Genomic DNA, 23071 nt, shown 5'->3' on the forward strand with positions numbered 1-23071 from the left:
TAATGACGACAAAAAATATCATCGGCATCGTTTTACTGGCAATCGTCGGCTTGGCTTTTATAAAGCCGGAGCCGGCTGCTTTGCCCGAAATTAAAGTGTCGCCTAATAAGCGGTATTTTACTGTAAACAATAACCAGCCGTTTTTTTGGCTGGGCGATACCGGCTGGTTACTGTTTGCTAAATTGAAACGTGATGAAGCCGAAATGTATCTCGAAACCCGTCGTCAGCAAGGGTTTAATGTAATCCAGGTGATGGTGATTCACGATATCAAAGAAGTGAACGCTTACGGCGATTCTGCTTTGGTAGGCAGTAATTTAGCTAAACCACATGTTACTAACGGCAATAATCCTGAAAACGCTGCCGAATACGATTACTGGGACCACATTGATTGGATTGTTAACCGTGCAGCGGCTAAAGGGATTTACATGGCTTTGGTGCCTGTATGGGGTTCAGTAGTCAAAGATAAAAAGAGCCACATCAACGCTGAAAACGCTAAGATATATGCCAACTTTTTAGCCGAGCGCTATAAAAACCGCAGCAACATCATTTGGATGAATGGCGGCGACATTGCCGGCAGTGATTGTACGGACGTATGGAATACCATAGGGGCAACCTTACGCCAGCAAAATCCGGATAAATTAATTACGTATCATCCCCGCGGTCGTACGCAGTCATCTACGTGGTTTCATAACGAGAACTGGCTGGATTTTAACTGTTTTCAGTCGGGCCACCGTACATATGCGCAAGACACGTCTAAAAAAGATTTGAAATACGGCGAGGATAACTGGAAGTATGTCAATGTAGACTACAGCAAAACGCCAGTAAAACCAACCTTGGATGCCGAGCCGTCTTACGAAAAAATACCGTACGGTTTACACGACGTTAAACTGCCACGCTGGAAAGCCGCAGATGTAAGACGTTATGGTTACTGGTCGGTTTTTGCAGGTGCCTGCGGTTACACCTATGGCAACAACGACGTGATGCAGATGCACAAGCCAACTGATAAGAAAAGTGCTTACGGCTCTAAAGAATATTGGTACCAATCCATCAACGACCCGGGCGCAAAGCAGATGGTGTATTTGAAGAAACTGATGTTATCGCGCCCGTACTTTGAACGTGTACCCGACCAGTCTTTAATAGCCGGCAAGCAGGGAACCCGTTACAATTATTTACTGGCGACCAGAGGCGACAAATATGCTTTTGTATATACCTATACTGGTAAAAACTTCGCGGTGAATACCGCCAAACTGCCCGGTAGCAAGGTGAAGGCCTCCTGGTTTAACCCGCGCAATGGGCAAATTACCGGCGACATCGTGATGGCCAAGGCTAAAACATTGGATTTTAATCCTCCAGGTAATCCTGCTAATGGTAACGATTGGGTGCTGATACTCGATGCGATATAACGATGATGAAGCAAGGGAAATCAATATTGATTAGTTTGCTTGGGCTGTTGATGCTCATCACCTCCTGTGCATCCAGGAAGAGCATCTACATGTTTACGTCGTTTAACGAACCGGCATCGGCAGGACTACGGTTGTTGTACAGCAAAGACGCCTACCACTGGACCGACCTGAACCACATTTTTCTGAAACCCGAAGCCGGCAAAGACAAAATTATGCGAGACCCGTCGATGGTGCAAGGCCCTGACGGTACCTATCACTTGGTTTGGACCACCGGCTGGAAAGGCGACCAGGGATTTGGCTACGCCAGTTCTAAGGATTTAATACACTGGTCGGCGCAGCAGCATATCGATATTATGGCCGGTGAGCCTACTACAGTTAATGTGTGGGCACCCGAGATATTTTATGATGATGAGGCTAAACAATTTATTATTGTATGGGCATCAACCATTCCATACCGTTTCCCGAAAGGGCAGGAGGCTGAGGATAATAACCATCGCTTGTACTACACCACCACAACTGATTTCAAAACTTTTTCGCCAGCGAAATTATTTCTCGATCCGCAGTTTAGCGTAATCGACGCGCAGATTTTAAAAAGAGGTAACCAGGATTATGTGCTGGTAATGAAAGACAACACCCGGCCCAACCGTAATATTTTGGTAGCCTTTGCCAATAACCCACTGGGTCCTTATAAAGATTTTAGTAAGCATTTTACTGAAATGTATTCCGAAGGACCCAATGCTACCAAAGCAGGTAACGACTGGCTGATATATTACGATTCGTACCATTTGAAGCGCTATGGCGCCATGCGCACAACAGATTTTAAAACTTTTACGGATGTATCTGACCAAGTAAGTGTTCCTGAAGGCCACAAGCACGGAACTATATTTAAAGTAACGCCCAAGGCGTTAAAGTATATCCAAAAAGAAATTGGGCAACAGTAAGCTGGGCCTGCACTTTGATTTATGAAGCTAACCGATAAAAAACATATTTTACCTTTTGTTGCTGCGCTGGCCTTATCGGCATCTGCATGGGCGCAGGATACCGTGCGCTATACCGGCAATACCGTCTCCAATGTTGATTATCACCATGGGCAGTTAACATCCGTAGTGGGTGTGCATAGCAAGCAGATTTTCCGCGCCAACCGCGAGCACCCGGAGCAAGCTGAAGGTTTTGGTTTCACTTACAACCATGCGCCCATGCTGGCATACTGGAACAATACATTTTACGTAGAATACCTGAGCGATAAAGTGGGAGAGAGTGTCCCGCCAGGGCAGACCCTGGTCGTTACTTCGAAAGATAACGGCAATACATGGTCTAAACCTACAGTGGTTTTCCCACAATACAAAATTCCTGATGGTACCACCAAGCCCGGTCATGAAGGCGTAGCTAAAGATTTGTTCTCAGTGATGCACCAGCGTATGGGCTTTTACACCTCTAAGTCTAAACGGTTGTTTGTACTAGGCTTTTATGGTATTTGCCTAGAGGAGCATGATGACCCGAACGATGGTTTGGGCATAGGCCGTGTCATCAGGGAGATACTGCCCAACGGTAAATACGGACCAATTTATTTTATTCATTACAACCCCAAATGGAACGAAAGCAATACCTCGTACCCATTTTATAAAAAGAGCAAAGACAAAGGCTTTGTACAAGCCTGCGACGAGTTGATGGCCAACCCATTGATGATGATGCAGTGGGTTGAGGAAACCGACCGCAAAGATCCATTAATCCCATTACATAAAGATTATAAGGCATTTAATTATTACCATCTTCCTGATGGCCGCGTGGTAGGACTCTGGAAAAATGCACTTACGGCTATCAGCACTGATAATGGCAAAACCTGGCCAGCCAATGCCTCGCGAGCACCGCGTGTTGTAAATAGTAATGCTAAAATTTGGGGGCAACGTACATCCGACGGTAAATATGCGCTGGTGTACAATCCGTCAGAGTTCCGTTGGCCGCTGGCACTCTCGATAAGTGATAACGGTTTGGATTATAAAAACTTATTGCTGGTGAACGGCGAGATATCCACCATGCGTTACGGCGGTAACTATAAATCATACGGACCGCAATATGTGCGTGGCATTATTGAGGGTAATGGTACGCCGCCGGATGGCAAGCTATGGGTTACTTACAGCATGAACAAGGAGGATATCTGGGTTTCATCCATCCCGGTACCGGTAACCAGTGTGGTTAACGAGCAGGCGAACGAAGATTTTAGTCGACTGCCTGCCGGTCACGAGCTTGATAAATGGAATATTTACAGTCCGCAATGGGCACCAGTGGGTATCGATAAAGCACCCGACGGTACCAGGGCATTGGCTTTAAAAGATTGGGATCGCTTTGACTATGCCAAAGCGGAACGCGTTGTGCCGGTATCTAAAAAACTCGAAACAGCGTTTACAGTAATCCCGGCGCAGAACAATATTGGTTTGTTAAGCATCGAATTTCAAGACGAAAAAGGCTTGGCCGCCATCCGGCTAAATTTTGATTCGACCGGTACGTTTACTGCAAAGGCAGGGTATCGTTATAAAGGGTTTATGAAGTACGAGGCTAACAAAGCGTATGATATAAAACTGAAATTTAATGTCGATACTCGTTTTTATTACCTGAATGTAAACGGTAAAGATTTATCGCCGTCCTTGTTTTTTCAACCAGTAAATAGTATCAGCCGGGTGGTTTTCCGTACTGGCGAGGTTCGCCGTTTTCCGGATGCCGATTCGCCAACCGACCAAAAGTACGATTTACCGAAAGCCGGCGAACCTGTTAAACAAGCCGCATTTTACATTAAATCATTCACTACCAAACCCTACTAATGTTAAAGCGCCGGTTACCATATTTCCTGATTGCCGTTGCGGTTAGCTTAGGCTTATCTGCTAAAAGTGATGCTGCGGTTGTTTTGCCTAAAATATTGGGCAACGGCATGGTTTTGCAACGCAACCAGCCCGTACCCGTTTGGGGAACGGCCAGCGTTGGCGAAAAGGTAACCGTTAAGTTTGGCAAGCAGGTAAAAACTGCCGTTGCCGATACTGGTGGTAAGTGGAAGGTGTTTCTCAATCCCATGCCTGCCTCCGCCAAAGGCGGAAAATTGGTTATCAGCGGCACCAATAAAATTGTGCTGAGCGATGTGCTGGTAGGAGAGGTGTGGTTATGCTCGGGGCAGAGCAATATGCAGTACGAGATGCGCAAGAACAGCAAGGTGGCCCGCCCGGATACCAGTACGGCTAACTCGCCTATTGATGAACTGGATAGAGCGCATAACCCTAACATCCGTATATTTTTAGTAGACAGGAAACGTCAGGTTAAACCCGACTCCACCCACGGCGGCTGGAGCATTGCGCAGGATTCTGCTTTACGTGCATTTTCGGCAGCAGGCTACTTTTTTGCTAAAAAAATTCAGGCCGAATTAAAAGTGCCTGTCGGCATCATTTCGTCGGCCGTTAGTGGTAGCCGTATTGAGCCATGGATAGATGAAGCAGCCTTTCAACGTGAGCCGTACTTTAAAAACGTTAAGGTAGATGGCGACCCGGGCAAGTTTTATCACCCCATGATTGAAACGGTAGCACCCTATGCCCTCAAGGGTTTTTTGTGGTACCAGGGCGAAAGTAATGTTGGCGAAACCACCAGCTACATTTATAAAATGAAAGTGCTGATGGATTGCTGGAGAAAAGCCTGGGGCAACGGCAATCTGCCATTTTACTATGTACAATTAGCGCCATACCTTAACTCTCAGGACAAAAAATTCACCAACGAAACCCTGCCTGAGTTTAGAGAAGCGCAGGAACAGTTACTGAAAATGCCTCACACCGGCATGATTGTGACTACCGACCTGAATGATAACGTAAAAAATATTCACCCGCCCTTTAAATGGGAGATTGGCCGCCGATTGGCATTAGTAGCCTTGGCAAAAACTTATGGTTTCAAACAGGAGTACTCGGGCCCGTCATTCAAAGATATGAAAATTGAGCGCGATCAGGCCGTGCTTTCATTCGACCATATGGGCGGCGGTTTGGTAAGCCATGATGGTAAACCTTTAAACTATTTTACCATTGCAGGGTCGGATAAAAAGTTTGTGCCGGCTAATGTAATGATTAAAGACAATCAACTGGTGCTGTCGGCACCGTCGGTAACAAAACCGGTCGCCGTCCGCTTTGCGTGGGATGAGGCAGCTCAGCCTAATTTTTATAACAAGGCTGGTTTGCCTGCAGTACCTTTCCGTACAGATAATCCGCTAAAATTTAACCCGGTTAATTAAAGGTATGGGGATAGTCAAAGGCACCGGTTTAAAATTAATGGCTTGTTGCTTTTTGTTAGCAGGGTGGTTTAATACCTATGCGCAACAAACGCAAAAGCTATACCTGTCGGGCACAGGCAGCGACCATACCGTTAACTGGCAGTTTTACTGTTCGGCAGGCCGCAACTCCGGTAAGTGGACAACCATTCCGGTACCGTCAAATTGGGAACTGCAGGGCTTTGGTAAATACAATTATGGCTGGGCTAAAGATACTGCCCGTGGTAAAGAAGTTGGGCAGTACAAATACAAATTCAAAGTACCGGCATCATTTAAAGGTAAAACGGTAAAAATTGTGTTTGAAGGTGCCATGACCGATACCGAAGTTAAAATTAACGGTAAACCGGCAGGCGCAATACATCAGGGTGCTTATTATGCCTTTAGTTATGACATCACCTCTCTGCTGAATTTTGACGGAACAAATTTACTCGAAGCTACGGTTGCTAAACACTCCGCTAACCAATCCGTAAACGAAGCCGAACGTAAAGGCGATTTCTGGATATTCGGTGGCATTTTCCGCCCGGTGTATTTAGAGGCGCTGCCGGTGCAGCATATTAGTCGGGTAACTTTAAACGCCCAAGCCAATGGCTCGTTTAAAGCCAATACTTACTTAAAAAACGCACCTGTAAATAGCACGGTTACCGTCCAAATTTACAATTCGGCCGGGCAGGCTATTAATACACCGGTAACAGCTTCGGTTACTGATACAAGCGCATTGCTGCAAACGCAGGTTGCTGCTCCCAAAGTTTGGTCTCCCGAAGAGCCGAATTTATATAAAGCTGTATTTAACCTGGTTAGCAACGGCAAAGTGCTACACACGGTTACCAAGCGTTTTGGCTTCCGCACCATTGAGGTTAAACAACGCGATGGCGTGTATGTAAACGGCGTAAAAATTAAGTTTAAAGGTATCAACCGGCACTCATTTTGGCCAACTACCGGACGGGCTTTAAGTAAAGCACGCAGTATTGAGGATGTAAACCTCATCAAAGATTTAAATATGAATGCCGTGCGGATGTCGCATTACCCGCCCGACGACCACTTTTTGGATGCCTGCGATTCGTTAGGCCTTTTTGTGCTGGATGAATTAGCCGGCTGGCACGGTCATTATGATACCCCAACCGGTACTAAATTACTGGCGGCTATGATGGAGCATGATGAAAATCATCCGTCGGTTGTGTTTTGGGTGAATGGCAACGAGGGCGGTCACAATTACGAACTTGACCCACTGTTCCGCAAATGGGATGTGCAGCAACGCCCTGTAATACATGCCTGGGAAGATTTTGGCGGCTTTGATACTCAACATTACCGTGACTACAATTATGGTATCGGTAACTACGATAACGGCCATAGCATTGTAATGCCTACCGAGTTTTTGCACGGTATGTACGATGGCGGTCATGGTGCCGGCTTGCAGGATTACTGGGAAGCGATGTGGAACAATCCGCTGTCGGCAGGTGGCTTTTTATGGGATTTTGCTGACCAGGGCGTTGTCCGTACCGATAAAAATGGGTTCATTGATACCGACAAAGACCACGGACCGGACGGCATAGTGGGCCCGTTTCACGAGAAGGAGGGCGGCTTTTTTACAGTAAAAGAAATATGGTCGCCCGTACGTTTCGAACGCCGGGAAATAGCCTCTGGCTTTGATGGTGTTTTTCATCTCGAAAACCGGTATTCGTATACCAATATCAACCAATGTACATTCAGCGGTAAATTGGTTCGCGTGGCAGATACCTATGGTAAGGCTAAAGAAGCTGAGGTAAAGTTCAACATGGCATCGCCCAATATCAAACCTTTCGAAAAAGGCGATTTAAAGGTAAATCTGCCGTCTGATTATAAAAGCTACGACTTTTTATACATCACCGTAACCGACCGTTATAACAGAGAGTTATTCACCTGGAGCTGGCCCATAACTAAGCCAGAAAGAACTGCCCGCAAACTGGTAGTGAAAGATGCCAAGAATGAGGTGAATGTAACCGAAGCTGATTCTTTGTATCGGGTGGTGGTCAATGGCATCAAAGTGTCTTTCAATAAATCTACCGGTCTGTTAAGCCGGGTAGAGAATGCCAAAGGTGTCATCCCGTTTAATAACGGACCTATTGTGCAGGAAGGAGCCACTAATTTCAAAGGTTTCAGCCAAAAGATGGAAGGCAAAAATGTGGTGATTGAGTCAACTTACGACCGTAAGAGCAGCTACAATACCTTGCAGTGGACCATTTACCCATCAGGTTGGATTAAAATGAAGGTGCGCTATTTTCCGGGCGATTACTTTACCAACTTTGTTGGCGTTAATTTCTCGTTCCCCGAAAAGCAAATTAAATCGGTAGAGTATATGGGCAGCGGTCCGTACCGGGTTTGGAAAAACCGGATGAAAGGTACCCGCCTTGGCGTTTGGAAAAAAGATTACAACAACACCGAAACCGGCGAAAGCTGGGTTTACCCCGAATTTAAGGGTTACCATAGTAACCTGTACTGGTGTAAGTTTTATACCACCGGTCAGCCGTTTACGGTAGTAGCTGAGGATGAAGATACGTTTTTACGTTTGTTTTCGCCGGCCCCGCACGATGACCAGTGGCATAATTATGTTATCAAATTTCCTTCAGGCGATATCTCGTTCATGCAGGGCATCAGCGCTATTGGCAACAAAACATTAGGTGCGGAAGATACCGGCCCGATGGGCATGAAAAACATCTATTACGATTACGAAAAAGAACCTATGCGCGCTAAGGAACTGAATTTATACTTTGATTTTTCGGGAAGATAATGAGGCAGCAGATTAAACACTTTTTTTTATTACTAACAGCGTTACTGCTGGGCAAACAAACATTTGCGACAGATGTTGCGCTGCAAAAACTGCGTTGCGAAATGCTGGTTAATCCGCAAGGAATTGATGTTACCCAGCCACGGCTCAGCTGGCAAATCAATAGCAGTGCCCGTAACATTAAGCAAACGGCTTATGAGGTGCTGGTAGCATCATCGTTAACCAAACTTGCAGCAAATCAGGGAGATTTATGGACTTCGGGCAAGGTGAATTCCGGCGAGTCTATCATGGTCAACTACCAGGGCAAAGCCTTAAAAAGCGGATCACCTTGTTTTTGGAAAGTAAAGGTTTACACCACTAACGGCGAGAGCAGCTGGAGCCAGCCGGCCCGTTGGAGCATGGGACTTTTACAGCCGGCCGAATGGAAAGCCAAGTGGATTGGATGGGAAAAAGGCTTTGCCTGGGACAGTATTGCCAAGTTTTCGAGGTTGTCTGCCAGATATTACCGCAAGGAGTTTGCGGTTGCCAGTCAGGTAAAGCGTGCTACGGTATACATTTCAGGCTTAGGTCATTATGAGCTTTATGTAAACGGCAAGGCAATTGGCGACCAGGTGTTGGCCGAGATGCCTACCGATTACAATAAATCGGTACAGTACAGTACGTACGATGTAACTGCTAATGTAAAGGCAGGCAAAAATGCCGTTGCAGCGGTGTTGGGTAACGGCCGGTATTTTACCATGCGGCCTATCTATAAACCCAAAAAAGTAAAAGAATTTGGTTTTCCAAAAATGCTTTTACAGTTAGATATTGAGTACCAGGATGGTCATCATCAATTAGTGGTAAGCGACCAAACCTGGCGGATGACGGCTGATGGCCCCATCCGCAGCAATAATGAGTATGATGGTGAGGAGTACGATGCCCGTAAAGAATTAGTAGGCTGGAATAAGGTGGGCTATCAAAGTGCCCAGTGGTTTAAGCCCGAGTTGGTGCCGGTACCCACCGGCAAATTAGTTGCGCAAATGAGCGAGCCCATTAAAGTAATGCAAACGCTCAAGCCTCAAAAAATAACAGAGCTTAAGCCCGGCATCTGGATAATGGACATGGGGCAGAACATGACCGGCTGGATTAAATTTAAAGTAAAAGGCAAGCGCGGCGACAAAGTCACCCTGCGCTTTGCCGAAACCCTGCAAAAAGATGGCAGCTTGTATGTGGCTAACCTGCGGGATGCCAAGGTAACCGACATTTATACACTCAAAGGCGGTGCCGAAGAAATCTGGCACCCGGTTTTCGTTTTCCACGGTTTCAGGTACGTAGAAGTAACCGGTTATCCGGGTAAGCCGACAGCAAGCAATTTTACCGGCGAGGTCGTATACGATGCATTGGCTACCATCGGTAGTTTCGAGACATCAAACGATGTCATCAATCAGGTTTACAAAAATACCTGGTGGGGCGTAGCCGGTAATTATAAAGGTATGCCGATTGACTGCCCGCAGCGTAACGAGCGCATGCCTTGGCTGGGTGACCGCGCCACAGGTTCGTTAGGAGAGAGCTTTATCTTTGACAATGAAAAATTGTACGCCAAATGGCTGATTGATATTGAAGAGTCGCAAACACCCGAAGGTGCAATACCAGATGTGGCCCCGGCGTACTGGAATTATTATAGCGACAACATGACCTGGCCCGGCACCTACATTCTGATTGCCGACATGCTGTACAAGCAATACGGCGATGTGCGCCCGATTGAGCTGCATTATACTTCCATGAAAAAGTGGCTCACCTATATGCGCACTAAGTACATGAAGGATTATATCGTTACCAAAGACAAATACGGCGACTGGTGCGTACCGCCCGAATCTCTGGAACTCATTCATGCTAAAGATAGCAGTCGTACGACCGATGGGCATCTAATTGCCACAGCATATTATCATCGCATGCTGTTTTTGATGAAGCGCTTTGCCAAGCTGCTCAATAAAGAACAGGATGCGCAGGAGTTTTCGGCACTGTCGGTTAAAATTGCAGACGCGTTTAATGCTAAGTTTTATAATGCACAAACGCAGCAATACGACAACGGTACGGTAACCGCTAATCTGCTGCCTTTATATTTTGACATTACCCCGGTGGCTAACCGTAAGGCCGTGTTTAACAATATTGTGCAGCGGGTATTAACTACTGATAAAGGGCACATTGGTACCGGTGTTATCGGTACTCAATGGCTAATGCGCTGCTTAACCGAATATGGCCGGCCCGACTTGTCCTATCGTTTAGCCACCAATAAAGACTATCCGAGCTGGGGCTACATGGCCGAGCGTGGTGCAACTACTATTTGGGAATTATGGAACGGCGATACGGCCAATCCGAGCATGAACTCCGGTAACCACGTGATGTTGTTAGGTGATTTAATTGTGTGGTATTATCAAAACCTCGCCGCTATCAAAGCCGGCATCAATCAGCCTGGCTTTAAGCAAATCATCATGAAGCCGACTATGGTTGACGGGTTGAAATATGTCACCGCATCATACCAAACGCCTTACGGCTTGGTAAAAAGCGCCTGGAAAAAAGGGGGTGACTTTACCTGGAATATCAGCATCCCGGCCAACTCAACCGCTTTAATTTCTATTCCTGCAAAATCAATAGACGAGGTTACCGAGGGCGGTAGGAAGGCAGCAACAGCCGAAGGTTTGAAGTTTGTAAAAATGGACGGCAGTATGGCCGTTTTCGAAGCAGGTTCGGGTAACTATAGTTTTAAGTCGGCTTTATAGGCGTTAAAACCAGACCAATAAAAATACCAGATATGAGAAAGTCTTTTAAGTCATTATTTACTTCTATTGCAGCCTTGCTTTTAGTGGCGGTTGCAGCACATGCACAAACTGCTGCGACTACTGATGCCAAAACAGCGCTGAGCTTAGAGGCCCGCGTTAAGTCGGACCAGGAAGCAGATAAAAAAGCAGGAGAGTGGGTCGCATCGTTGGCTCTTAACGACGCCAAAAAGGAAGCAGCCGTAAAGGAATTGATTGCCACGCATCTTAAGGCCGTCCGCGATTGGAATAACGATCACCCTTATACCACCGTTCCTGCAGGCATCAACCCTTATACAGGTAACCCACTAACCAATACAGACCGGCAGGTTATTGCTATTTCGGCTATGCCTAAAACTATTCATGAAACGTTAATGACGGGTATACGGCAAAATTTGACTGAGCAGCAGGTAGAAGCAGTTTTAGACAAGTACACGATTGGCAAAGTTGCTTTTACGCTGAACGGTTATAAATCTATCGTGCCCAACCTGACAGAGCAGGAAGAAAAAGTGTTAGTCGACAATTTAAAGAAAGCCCGCGAACAGGCTATCGACTATAAAAACATGACGCAAATTTCGGCCATCTTCGAGATTTATAAAACTAAAAACGAGCAGTATTTAAACACCCACGGCCGTAACTGGCATGATATGTTTAAGGCCTACACCGATGGCGTTAAGGCAAAAAAGGCAGCTGCTAAAGCAGCGGAGGCACAAAAAACTGCCCAATAAAAATTACCTGTTGAGTATGATTTTTAAAAAATATTTTACCGTATTGTTTTTATTGATTGCCGCAGGTAAGGCGATGGCGCAAACCCAAACCAATCCTTGGCGTTCCGGCATTGTAACCGACGAGTTTATATACGAGCAGGCGCCATATAAAGAGTGCCATGCCGCCACTATTGCGCAAACGCCCAAGGGTTTGGTGGCAGCCTGGTTTGGCGGTACCAAAGAGCGTAACCCGGATGTGTGTATTTGGGTGAGCCGCAAGGTAAACGGCAAATGGACCGAAGGCCAGAACGTAGCCAATGGCATTCAAAACGATACCTTGCGTTACCCCACCTGGAACCCTGTTTTATACCAGATACCTAATGGTGAGCTGATGCTGTTTTACAAAATCGGCCCGAGTCCGTCTGCCTGGAAAGGCTATTTAAAAACGTCCAAAGACGGCGGCATCACTTGGTCTGCGCAAAAGGCATTGCCCGATGGTTATTTGGGTCCTATCAAAAACAAACCCGAGCTGATTGGCAAAAACCTGATTTGCCCAACCAGCACCGAAGGTAAAGGTGGCTGGAATATTCATTTCGAAATAACGCCCGATTTTGGTAAAACTTGGAAACAGGTAAGCGTTGCCAAAGGGCCGGACACGCTCGAAGGCATTCAACCAAGCATCCTCAAATATAAAGATGGCCGTCTGCAGCTTTTAGCCCGCAGCCGTAACCGTGCTGTTTTAGAATCGTGGTCGACCGATAAAGGCATGACCTGGACGCCGTTGGCAAAGACTACATTGCCCAACAACAACTCGGGGACCGATGCGGTAACTTTAAAGGACGGTCGCCAACTATTGGTTTACAACCACGTATTGCCTCCCGGAAAATTAGCTAAAGGTGCACGCACCCCCTTAAACGTGGCGGTTTCAAAAGATGGCAAAACATGGTATGCCGTCCTGATTTTAGAAGATTCGCCTATTAGCCAATACTCATACCCATCAGTGATACAAACCAGCGATGGCATGGTACACTTTGTATATACCTGGCGCCGTCAGCGTATCAAGCACGTTGTAGCAGACCCGGCTAAGTTTAAACTGGTGGAAATTAAAAACGGTGAATGGCCAAAGGTGGCAGGTTACACGCTGCCCAAAATAAAAGGTGACGCTAAAGATTTGTAGGATGAATTTAAGGGTAAGTAAATATTCTAATACTAACGTATTTATCCGATGGGTGGTGGCAACCTGTTGCCTGTTTGGTAGTGTAGCTGCTCAGGCTCAAAACAATACCTCCGATTTTGACTATAAAAAGCCACTGAAACAGGTGCTCACTGAGGTGCAGGACCGCTTCCACGTAAAAGTTAAGTATTCAGAAGATATGGTAAAGGACCAGTGGGTGCCTTATGCCGACTGGCGCTATAAAACTACCGCCGCCAAAACGCTGGCCGCCGTGCTGGCTCCGCTGGATATGAAGGTGAACGAAGAGGGGCCAAACACCTTTAAACTAAAATATTTTGAGTACTCGCGCATTACGCCCGAAGAGGGCCGCGAAAAGCTGGCTTACTTGTCGTCATTATATCATGATAAAGCCAGTTGGGAAAACCGCAAGGCTGATTTAAAGCCCTGCATGTTGCAGGCTTTGCAGTTGTCGCCCATGCCCGCTAAAGTAAAATCAAAACCTATCATCACCAAAAAGCGGGTAATGGATGGTTACACAGTCGAAAATATCGCCATCGAAACCTTGCCTGGTGTTTATGTATGCGGGTCTTTATACAAGCCACTCAAATATAAAGGTAAAATTCCGGTAGTGCTTTGTCCGGACGGACATTTTGGCGATGGCCGTTACCGTGCCGACGGGCAATACCGCTATGCTATGCTGGCACGTATGGGTGCAATGGCCATCAGTTACGATTTATTTGCCTGGGGCGAGTCGCTACTCCAGTTTGACGGCAAAGACCACCGCCGCAGCCTGGCTATGACCATACAGGCGCTAAACAGTTTCCGCATTTTAGATTACATATTGTCTTTAAAAGACGCCGACCCGACACGTGTAGCCATCACCGGAGCATCGGGCGGTGGTAGCCAAACGATGCTAGTTACCGCATTGGATGACCGTATAAAACTCAGTGTCCCCGTAGTAATGTTATCAAGTTATTTTTCGGGTGGTTGCCCTTGCGAGAGTGGTTTGCCCGTACACTTATGCGGCGGCGGTACTAACAACGATGAGGTAGCTGCGATGGCAGCGCCAAGACCGCAACTGGTCATATCAGACGGCGGCGACTGGTCGGCCAACGTGCCTGATACCGACTTGCCTTACCTTCAAAAAATCTATGGCTATTATGGTAAAATCGAGTTAGTGCAAAATGCACACTTTCCTAAAGAAGGCCACGATTACGGTAAATCAAAACGTTTGGCGATGTACGATTTTGTAGCAAAGCAATTTCATCTAAATATTGATGCTGTTAAGGGTGTCGATGGCAAGGTAGACGAGTCGAAAGTGACCATTGAAAAATACCCAGCCATGTACGTATTTGGCCCCAAAGGTGAAAACCTGCCGGCTAATGCCATTCATGGCTTTGAACAGTTAGAGAAAGTTTTTGTAGCAGCCAAGTAAATTATCTTCAAAAAAGGACCATTCAAAAAACACTGAGATATGAACAACAGCCAATCATCCCGACGCCGGTTCCTTGCCCAAACTGCCATGGCAACTGCCGGTGTGGCTTTTTCGCAAAACAGTTGGGCCGCTTTTTTTGCCGGTGCTGCCAAATCTCAGCGTTACAGAGTAGCGGTGGTTGACCTGATGATTTTAAAACGTCAGAAATTGGGCGCCTTCCAGCTAACTAAAGATATTGGCGCCGATGGCGTAGAGGTTGATATGGGCGGTTTGGGTAATCGTGAAACGTTCGATAACCAACTGGCTAATCCCGAAATCAGGCAACAGTTTCTAGACAAAGCCAAAGAGCTAAATTTAGAAATCTGTTCGTTAGGCATGACAGGCTTTTTCGCACAATCATTCGCCAAACGCGATGGCGTTGACCGAATGGTGCAGGACTGCATCGATACCATGAAAGCCATGAACGTTAAAGTGGCTTTTTTGCCGCTGGGCGTTAACAGCGATTTATCAAAAAATCCGGAATTGCAGCCGGCAGTAATCGAACGTTTAAAAATGATTGCTCCTAAAGCAGAGCAGGCTGGTGTAATTATTGGTATCGAAACGTCCTTAAATGCTACCGAAGAAGCTAAATTGCTGGATGAGGTGGGCTCTAAAGCTATCAAAAGCTATTTCAATTTTGCCAATGCGTTGGATAATGGCCGGGATGTAAGCGAGGAATTAAAAATACTGGGCAAAAAGCGTATTTGCCAGATACATTGCAGTAACACTGATGGTGTTTGGCTGCAAAACGACCCGGAAATTGATTTAAAGAAAGTCAAAAAAACACTGGATAAAATGAAGTGGGAGGGCTGGCTGGTTATCGAGCGTTCGCGCGATGCCAAAGATCCGCGCAACGTAAAATGGAATTTTAGCGCCAATACGGCTTACGTTAAATCGATATTCCAAAACGGATAAAAATCATCTCAACGCAAATAACTAATAAACAACAGCTACTAAAGTCACATGAAGTCCGCTTGTAAATATATATTATGTGCCCTATGGATAACCTTGGTTTCCATAAGTGTACAAGCAGCGGATATCTATGTCTCGCCCCAGGGCAATGACAGTAATCCTGGTACGCAGCAACAACCTAAAGTCACCCTCAGTGCAGCCTTGCGCCAGGCGCGTGAGTTACGCAGATTGAATGATGTAACAATTAAGGACGGCATACACATCATCGTATCTGGCGGCAATTATCAACTAAACGAACCGGTATTCATACGGCCCGAAGATTCGGGAACCGCACAATCGCCAACGTGGATAGAAGCGGCACCAAATCAAACGCCGGTTTTAAGCGGCGGCGTTAAGGTAAGCGGATGGAAAAAATTAAATGTTCCGGTTGCAGGTCTGCCTACTAATGCTAGGGGCAAGGTTTGGGTAGCGGATTTACCCGATTATCAAGGCTCAAAGTTTCAATTCAGGCAATTGTGGATTAACGGCCGCAAAGCAATCCGTGCCCGCGAGAGTGACGATAACGACCGGCTGAGCCGGATTTTGTCGGTTGATAAAGTAAAGCAGGAAATGTGGATTCCGACACCTTCGGTAAAGCTGCCTGCCAAAGCCGGACGCATGGAAATGGTGATTCATCAGATGTGGGCTATTGCTAATTTGCGGGTTAAAAGCATCACTACAGAGGGTAACAAAACTAAACTAACGTTTCAGCAGCCTGAGAGCCGCATTCAGTTTGAACACCCCTGGCCGGCAGCTGTCATCGATAAAAATAATCAGCAAAACGGTAACTCAGCCTTTTACCTCAGCAATGCCATTGAGTTTTTAAACCAGCCGGGCGAATGGTTTGCGGATGAGCATGCCGGTAAATTATACTATTGGCCTCGCACCGGCGAAAACATGACCCAAGCCGAGGCGGTAGTACCGGGGCTCGAAACCTTATTACAAATTACCGGTACGCCCGACCGGCAGGTGAGTTACATTTACGTTAAAGGTATCGGTTTTAAATATGCTACGTGGTTGCGGCCATCGCAGCAGGGCCACGTGCCGCACCAGGCCGGTATGTATATGCTGGACGCTTACAAACTGAAAGTTGCCGGCACGCCCGAAAAAGCAGGACTGGAAAACCAGGCATGGGTAGGCCGCCCCGCAGCCGCTGTTGAGGTGTTCTACGCAAATCACACCGGCTTTGAGCAATGCCGCTTTGAGCACGTTGCCTCAACCGGGCTGGATTATCAGCGTGGCACGCATAATGATGAAATAAAAGGTAATCTTTTTAAGGACATTGGCGGAACGGCTATACAGGTTGGTGCATTTTCGGATGAAGCTACGGAGGTTCATCTGCCTTACAACCCGTCCGACTTGCGCGAAGTATGCACCAACGAAAAGATAAGCAATAACATGATTTCTGATGCTACGAACGAGGACTGGGGTTGTGTGGGCATCGGCGCTGGCTACGTCAAAAATATTAACATAGAGCATAACGATATTAGCGAGGTTTCTTATTCCGGCATTAGTATGGGCTGGGGGTGGACTAAGCTTAAAAATGCGATGAGCAATAACCGTATCTACGGTAATAAAATTCATCGTTACGGAAAGCATTTGTATGACGTGTCGGGCATCTACACCTTATCGGCGCAGCAAGGCTCTGCTATCGAAAACAATTACATCGATAGTATTTACCAAGTGCCTTACGCGCACGATTTACATCACTGGTTTTACTTGTATTGCGACGAGGGTTCATCTGGTTTTACCGTACGAAATAACTGGTGCCCGGCAGATAAATTTCTGCAAAATGCTAACGGCCCCGACAACCAATGGACCAGCAACGGGCCAACGGTAAGCCATGATGTTAAACAAAATGCAGGACTACAGAAAGACTACCTATCCTTATTAAAATATATTGCCCCAATCGATAAACGAGAAGCCATCAACTATTTAGGCTACGATATTAAAGCCGATAAGCCGCAGGTGATTGAATTGGTGGTTGAGCAAGGCCATACGCCTGATGTAGCCAAAGTAAAAGATTTATGCGTGCGCAACGGTATTCCGGTTTCGTCGGTTTACCAGTGGCAAAACCGGCTGGCTATATTCGGTAACATTCCGAACGCCGAACGTATTGCTCAACAGCTCAAAAGCATGTTTAACGGAGCAGAGGTAAAAAGTTACAATACACCGTTTTATACTTTTAACGCCCGGCAGCACTGCGGCTTGGGTGCCGCTGTGGCAAAGGAGTGGGATAATATCGTTTTGACAGCCAATTTGGTAAGCGATGTTAAAAAGCAGCAGGAGTACCTGGATTATCATGCCACCCAGTTTCAAAAATGGCCCGAGGTAGCCAAAGGGTTTTGCAATGCCAATTTTCAGCAGTTGCTGGTTTATAAAAACGGCAGGCAACTGATGCTCATTATAAGCATACCCAAAGGCGAAAGCCTGGACAAACTAAATCCGAAAACTACGGAAAATAACCCGCGTGTGGACGACTGGAACGCCATTATGAAACAATATCAGGAGGGCGTAAGCGGTACCAAACCGGGCGAGGTTTGGGTGTTTATGCAACCGGTAAAACAATCTTAATTATTATATAAACTTATATCACCTATTATACAACCCATGTTAAAATTAGGCATTTTAGGATTAGGCGAAGGCCGCAGTACCATGTCGGCAGCACTGCAAAGCTCCAAAATAGAACTGGCTATGGTGTGCGACCGTAACCTGGACATGTGCAAGCGCCGCGCCAAAGAGTTTGGCTTTGATAACTACACCACCGAATACCAGGATATGCTTAACCATCCTGACATAGATATTATTGCCATCTATACGCCCGACCATCTGCATGCCGACCACATTAAACAAGCGCTGCTGGCAGGCAAGCATGTAGTATGCACCAAACCCTTGGTTGATGACTTGAGCCGTGCTAACGAGTTGATAGAAATTTCGGCCCAAACTGGTAAAAAGGTTTTTGTGGGTCAGAGTTCACGTTTTTTTGAGCCCGCCAAACGCCAGCAAAAAGATTTTAAGGAAGGTGTGATAGGTGATTTAATTACCGTTGAGTCGCATTACCATGCCGACCACCGTTGGTTTTTAGAAAAGCCTTGGGCTTTGGAAGACGCCTTTAAATGGTTGTATGGCGGCTTAAGTCATCCAGTCGATTTTATCCGTTGGTACCTGCCCAATATTGAAGAAGTGATGGGCTACGGCATGATTAGCAGTAACGGCAAAACCGCCGGACTGAAAAATCATGACACCATGCATTTCATCTTTAAAGCCACCGACGGCCGCATTGCCCGGGTAAGCGGCGCGTACACTGGTCCAACGCAACCCACCAAACGCGATAGCGGCATGACGGTTATTTTACGCGGTACCGAAGGCGCATCACAAGCGGATTACCACGAGCTTCGTTACTCGGTCACCGACAAAACAGGCGAGGAGCGGATTGTGCATTGGGGCGACAGCACCATCAAATACTATTTCCGTTTTGAGGGCCAAAGCCACCATGCCGGTGAGTATCAAAATTACCTGGAGTATTTCGCTGATTGCCTGCAAAGCGGAGAAACCGCTTACCCCGACCTAAAAGAGGGCATAGGCACCATCGCTTTATTACAGGCCATGGACCGCTCACTGCAAACCGGCTTGCCCGTAAAATTAGCAGACATTTTAACCGAGTTTAATATACCGGCCCGTGCTTTAAATTCCGATATCAACGCCCATGGGTAATATTTTACAACATTTAACCACTTTAGATTATGCTATCGTAGTTGCCTACATAGTCATACTCCTGTTTTTGGGTATACAGGCTTCCCTCAAAAACCGCAAGCGCGGCGACGGAGAGACTTTGTTTTTGGGCGATAGGTCGCTCAAGTGGCCCAGCATTGGCTTTAATATGTGGGGCACCAACGTTGGGCCATCCATGTTGGTGGCGTTTGCCGGGGTAGGCTTTAGTACCGGCATTGTAGCCGTTAATTTCGACTGGTATGCTTTTTTGTTTTTGATGTTGCTGGCGCTGGTATTTGCGCCGCGCTACCTGGCAGCCAAAGTAAGTACCATGCCCGAGTTTATGGGGCAACGCTATGGGGAGTCAACCCGTACTATATTAGCCTGGTATGCTTTAATCAAAATACAGATCTCCTGGTTATCGTTAGGCTTGTATGCCGGTGGTACGCTGGTAAGGCAAATACTGGGCATCCCGATGTGGGAATCGGTGATTGTACTGGTGGCTTTTGCCGGTTTGTTTACCTACATGGGCGGGCTAACCGCCATTGCCAAAGTAAATGTATTCCAGATGCTGTTGCTCATTGGCGTTTCTATCATGCTTACGGTCTTGGGCGTTAAACGTGCAGGCGGACTATCGTATGTGTACAACCACGTGCCTGGCCATTTCTGGAATCTGTTCCACCCTGCATCCGACCCTAACTACCCTTTGTATGCCATTATGTTGGGTTATCCCGTTGCGGCAGTAGCCTTCTTTTGCACCGACCAATCGATGGTGCAGTCCGTATTAGGTGCTAAAAACCTGGAGCAGGGTCAGTTAGGCGTTAACTTTATCGGCTGGCTAAAAATACTGTCGTTACCGCTGTTCATCTTCACCGGTATACTCTGTCGTATCATCTTTCCTGATTTGAAGGACGAGAACCTTGCGTACATGACTATGGTAACCAACCTATTCCCTGCCGGTTTAAATGGTTTGGTAATTGTGGTGCTGATTGCTGTTTTGGTAGGCACTATCGGCTCATCACTTAACTCGTTAAGCACTGTATTTACCATGGATATTTATGCCGAGCGGATTAACAAACAGGCAACTAACAAGCAATTAATCAGCGTAGGGCGTTTATCTATCATCGTCGGCTGTATTTTATCAGTAGGTGTAGCTATCGCGCTTGATAGCATTAAAGGACTTAAGTTTTTTGATGTTTTTCAGTCTATTTTAGGGTTTATAGCGCCGCCGTTGTCGGTGGTGTTTTTGCTCACTGTATTCTGGAAACGCACCACGCGTTCGGCTGTAAATACGATACTGTCGGCAGGTTCGGCGTTCAGCCTTATAGTGGGTATACTTTATCTATGGGTGTTTCCTAAAGATGTTTACCATTTCTGGCCGCATTACCTCATGCTGTCGTTTTACGTCTTTGCCTTCCTGCTCATCGTGGGTATACTGTTTTCACTGTTAGACCGTAACCCCAAAGTGTACGTAGCCAGTGTGCAGGACGAGAAAGACATGCCGCAGACATCATCTAAAGTAAAAATAGCTTGGGTGCTATTAACTATAGTAATGATAGGCTTATATATCATTTTTAACGGGCATTAAGCAGATGAAGAAACTAATACCTCAATTTCTATATTCGAAAAAAGCAGCGCAAAAATTGGTCTTATGTTTTGCGATGCTCATAGGCGGCGCAGCCGAAATTAATGCGCAAACCAAAGCAACCTGGATATGGTATCCCGGTGATTACGAGATTTGGCTGAGCAACAAAATGCAAAACCGCCGTACCGAACGCAATTCGTTCTTCCCGCCATTCTGGAAGCTGGATAGTCACTATGTATTGATTGATTTTCATAAAGATTATAACCTGAGCGCGGCCGAAGAGGCAGAGATTGCCGTTGAGGGACAATATAACCTGAAAATAGACGGTAAAGCTGCCACCGGCTACCCTAAAACCATCACGTTGCCCGCCGGCAAGCATCGCATTAGTCTGAAAGTTTACAACCAGGGCGGTGTACCGGCTGTATTTGTAAAAAGCCCGCATGTAGTATCGGATACCTCCTGGCAGGTAACCTATGAAGATAAAGAGTGGATTGATGCCTCAGGTAAAACTTCGGATGTTTCTGCAACGCAATATGTACCTGCCGGTGCCTGGAATTTTAACGCAGCCACAACCATGCCGTCGCAGTTCCGCTTGCCAACAACACCTCAAAAAGCGGTAAGTCAGGATAAAAAGAATAAATCGATTCTGGTTGATTTTGGCAAAGAAACTTTTGGCTATGTAAAGTTGCATGGCGTCAAAGGCAAGGGAAAAGTCACCTTATATTATGGCGAATCTAAAGAAGAAGCGTTAGATACCAAAGGCGGCGAACTGCTGGATATTGTCGAAGCTGACCAGCTGCAATCCGGCGATATCACTTTGGATGGCTCTCGTGCCTTCAGGTACGTTAATGTGCAGTGTGACGGTGACGTCAGCATCAATGATGTATCGATGCTGTACGAATACTCGCCTGTAGAGCAGCGCGGCAGTTTCCGTTGTTCTGATGAGCAGATTAACAAAATATGGGATGTAGCTGCTTACACCATGCAGTTAAACACCCGCGAATTTTTCATCGATGGTATCAAGCGCGACCGATGGGTATGGTCGGGCGATGCGGCGCAAAGCTACCTGATGAACTATTACCTGTATTTTGATTCGCCCACAGTAAAACGCACCATCAGCGCCCTGCGTGGTAAAGATCCTGTAACCAGCCATATCAACACCATTATGGACTATACGTTTTACTGGTTTATCAGCATTTATGATTACTACCAGCATAGCGGCGACCAGGCTTTCATCAAACAATCTTACCCCGGCATGCAAAGCATGATGAACTACTGCTTATCGCGCCGCAACGCTGACGGACTGATGCAGGGCCTTTCGGGCGACTGGGTATTTATTGACTGGGCTGATGGCCTGAGTAAACAAGGTGAAGTAAGTTTTGAGCAGATGCTGCTTTGCCGAAGTTTAGAATCCATGGCTTTGTGCGCCAACATTATGCATGATAGCGAAGGCGCCGCCCAATACAGCGCCTTAGCTAAAGATTTAAAAGCCAAACTGTTTGCTTACTACTGGAACGCGCAAAAGCATGCCCTGGTGCACAGCCGCGTTGATGGAAAACCCACAGATAACGTAACCCGGTACGCTAATATGTTCGGCATCTTCTTCAACTATTTTACCGAAGCCCAAAAGCAGGATGTAAAAAAGTATGTGCTGATGAACGATAAGGTTCAAAAAATTACCACACCCTATATGCGTTTTTACGAGCTGGAGGCTTTATGCGCCATGGGCGAGCAGCCATACGTGTTGAAGCAGATGAAAGATTACTGGGGAGGTATGCTTAACCTGGGTGCTACCTCTTTTTGGGAAGAATACAATCCCGATAAAAAAGGGGCAGAGCATTACGCCATGTATGGCCGTCCGTTTGGTAAAAGCTTGTGCCACGCTTGGGGCGCCAGTCCGATATATCTGTTAGGCAAGTATTATCTAGGCGTTAAACCCACCGCACCCGGCTACCAGACTTATGTTGTTGAGCCGCAATTAGGTGGCTTAAAATGGATGGAAGGCGCTATCCCTACACCCAATGGCGATATTAAAGTACACTGCACTGCCGACAAAATTAATATAAGCAGTGCCACCGGTACAGGTGTGCTTCGCATAAAAAGCAAAACCAAACCGGTTTGCCAGGGCAAGACACTGAAAGTGTTGGGGAATAATACTTACGAACTATCTGTTCAAAAAGATAAAGCTTACGCAGTGCAATACACTGCTTTATAAATAT

Annotated in this window: 14 protein-coding genes; all 14 read left to right on the top strand. The window is 46.5% G+C overall.

What is annotated here, in order from left to right; translation table 11 throughout:
• Positions 1-2: 2 nt before the first annotated feature.
• From AAGR14_RS09645 to AAGR14_RS09710, 14 genes are read left to right on the top strand one after another with little or no spacing between them, the layout of a single operon-like run.
• A complete protein-coding gene (locus AAGR14_RS09645) occupies positions 3-1403 on the top strand; it encodes a glycoside hydrolase family 140 protein (RefSeq protein ID WP_342648380.1) in 1401 nt (466 codons plus the stop codon).
• Positions 1404-1405: 2 nt separating this feature from the next.
• Positions 1406-2344 carry a glycoside hydrolase family 43 protein gene (locus AAGR14_RS09650; protein WP_342648381.1) on the top strand — a complete coding sequence of 313 codons (939 nt, stop codon included), beginning with the start codon at positions 1406-1408 and terminating at the stop codon, positions 2342-2344.
• A gap of 21 nt (positions 2345-2365) precedes the next feature.
• A complete protein-coding gene (locus tag AAGR14_RS09655) occupies positions 2366-4219 on the top strand; it encodes a six-hairpin glycosidase (protein ID WP_342648382.1) in 1854 nt (617 codons plus the stop codon).
• A complete protein-coding gene (locus AAGR14_RS09660; protein ID WP_342648383.1) occupies positions 4219-5658 on the top strand; it encodes a sialate O-acetylesterase in 1440 nt (479 codons plus the stop codon). The genes AAGR14_RS09655 and AAGR14_RS09660 overlap by 1 nt, the downstream gene beginning before the upstream one ends.
• A 4-nt stretch (positions 5659-5662) precedes the next feature.
• Entirely contained in the window at positions 5663-8458 is a 2796-nt protein-coding gene (locus AAGR14_RS09665) for a glycoside hydrolase family 2 TIM barrel-domain containing protein (RefSeq protein ID WP_342648384.1), read from the top strand.
• Positions 8458-11214, top strand: coding sequence for a family 78 glycoside hydrolase catalytic domain (locus tag AAGR14_RS09670; protein WP_342648385.1), 2757 nt, complete (start codon positions 8458-8460; stop codon positions 11212-11214). Before AAGR14_RS09665 ends, AAGR14_RS09670 begins: the two co-directional genes overlap by 1 nt.
• 32 nt (positions 11215-11246) lie before the next feature.
• Positions 11247-11978, top strand: coding sequence for a DUF3826 domain-containing protein (locus tag AAGR14_RS09675; RefSeq protein ID WP_342648386.1), 732 nt, complete (start codon positions 11247-11249; stop codon positions 11976-11978).
• A gap of 16 nt (positions 11979-11994) precedes the next feature.
• Positions 11995-13134 (top strand): sialidase family protein, encoded by a 1140-nt coding sequence (locus tag AAGR14_RS09680; protein ID WP_342648387.1) that lies wholly within the window; start codon positions 11995-11997, stop codon positions 13132-13134.
• 1 nt (position 13135) lies between these two features.
• Positions 13136-14566 carry an acetylxylan esterase gene (locus AAGR14_RS09685; RefSeq protein WP_342648388.1) on the top strand — a complete coding sequence of 477 codons (1431 nt, stop codon included), beginning with the start codon at positions 13136-13138 and terminating at the stop codon, positions 14564-14566.
• A 39-nt stretch (positions 14567-14605) separates the two neighbouring features.
• Positions 14606-15520, top strand: coding sequence for a sugar phosphate isomerase/epimerase family protein (locus AAGR14_RS09690; RefSeq protein ID WP_342648389.1), 915 nt, complete (start codon positions 14606-14608; stop codon positions 15518-15520).
• Positions 15521-15568: 48 nt separating this feature from the next.
• Positions 15569-18130: an L-rhamnose mutarotase gene (locus AAGR14_RS09695; protein ID WP_342648390.1), complete on the top strand. Its 2562-nt coding sequence runs from the start codon at positions 15569-15571 to the stop codon at positions 18128-18130.
• 36 nt (positions 18131-18166) lie between these two features.
• Positions 18167-19270 carry a Gfo/Idh/MocA family oxidoreductase gene (locus AAGR14_RS09700; protein WP_342648391.1) on the top strand — a complete coding sequence of 368 codons (1104 nt, stop codon included), beginning with the start codon at positions 18167-18169 and terminating at the stop codon, positions 19268-19270.
• Positions 19263-20855, top strand: a complete 1593-nt coding sequence (locus tag AAGR14_RS09705; protein ID WP_342648392.1) for a sodium/solute symporter — start codon at positions 19263-19265, stop codon at positions 20853-20855. The genes AAGR14_RS09700 and AAGR14_RS09705 overlap by 8 nt, the downstream gene beginning before the upstream one ends.
• Before the next feature lie 4 nt (positions 20856-20859).
• Positions 20860-23067: an alpha-L-rhamnosidase C-terminal domain-containing protein gene (locus AAGR14_RS09710; RefSeq protein WP_342648393.1), complete on the top strand. Its 2208-nt coding sequence runs from the start codon at positions 20860-20862 to the stop codon at positions 23065-23067.
• Positions 23068-23071: the final 4 nt, after the last annotated feature.

Source organism: Mucilaginibacter sp. CSA2-8R (assembly GCF_038806765.1).
Lineage (GTDB): Bacteria > Bacteroidota > Bacteroidia > Sphingobacteriales > Sphingobacteriaceae > Mucilaginibacter.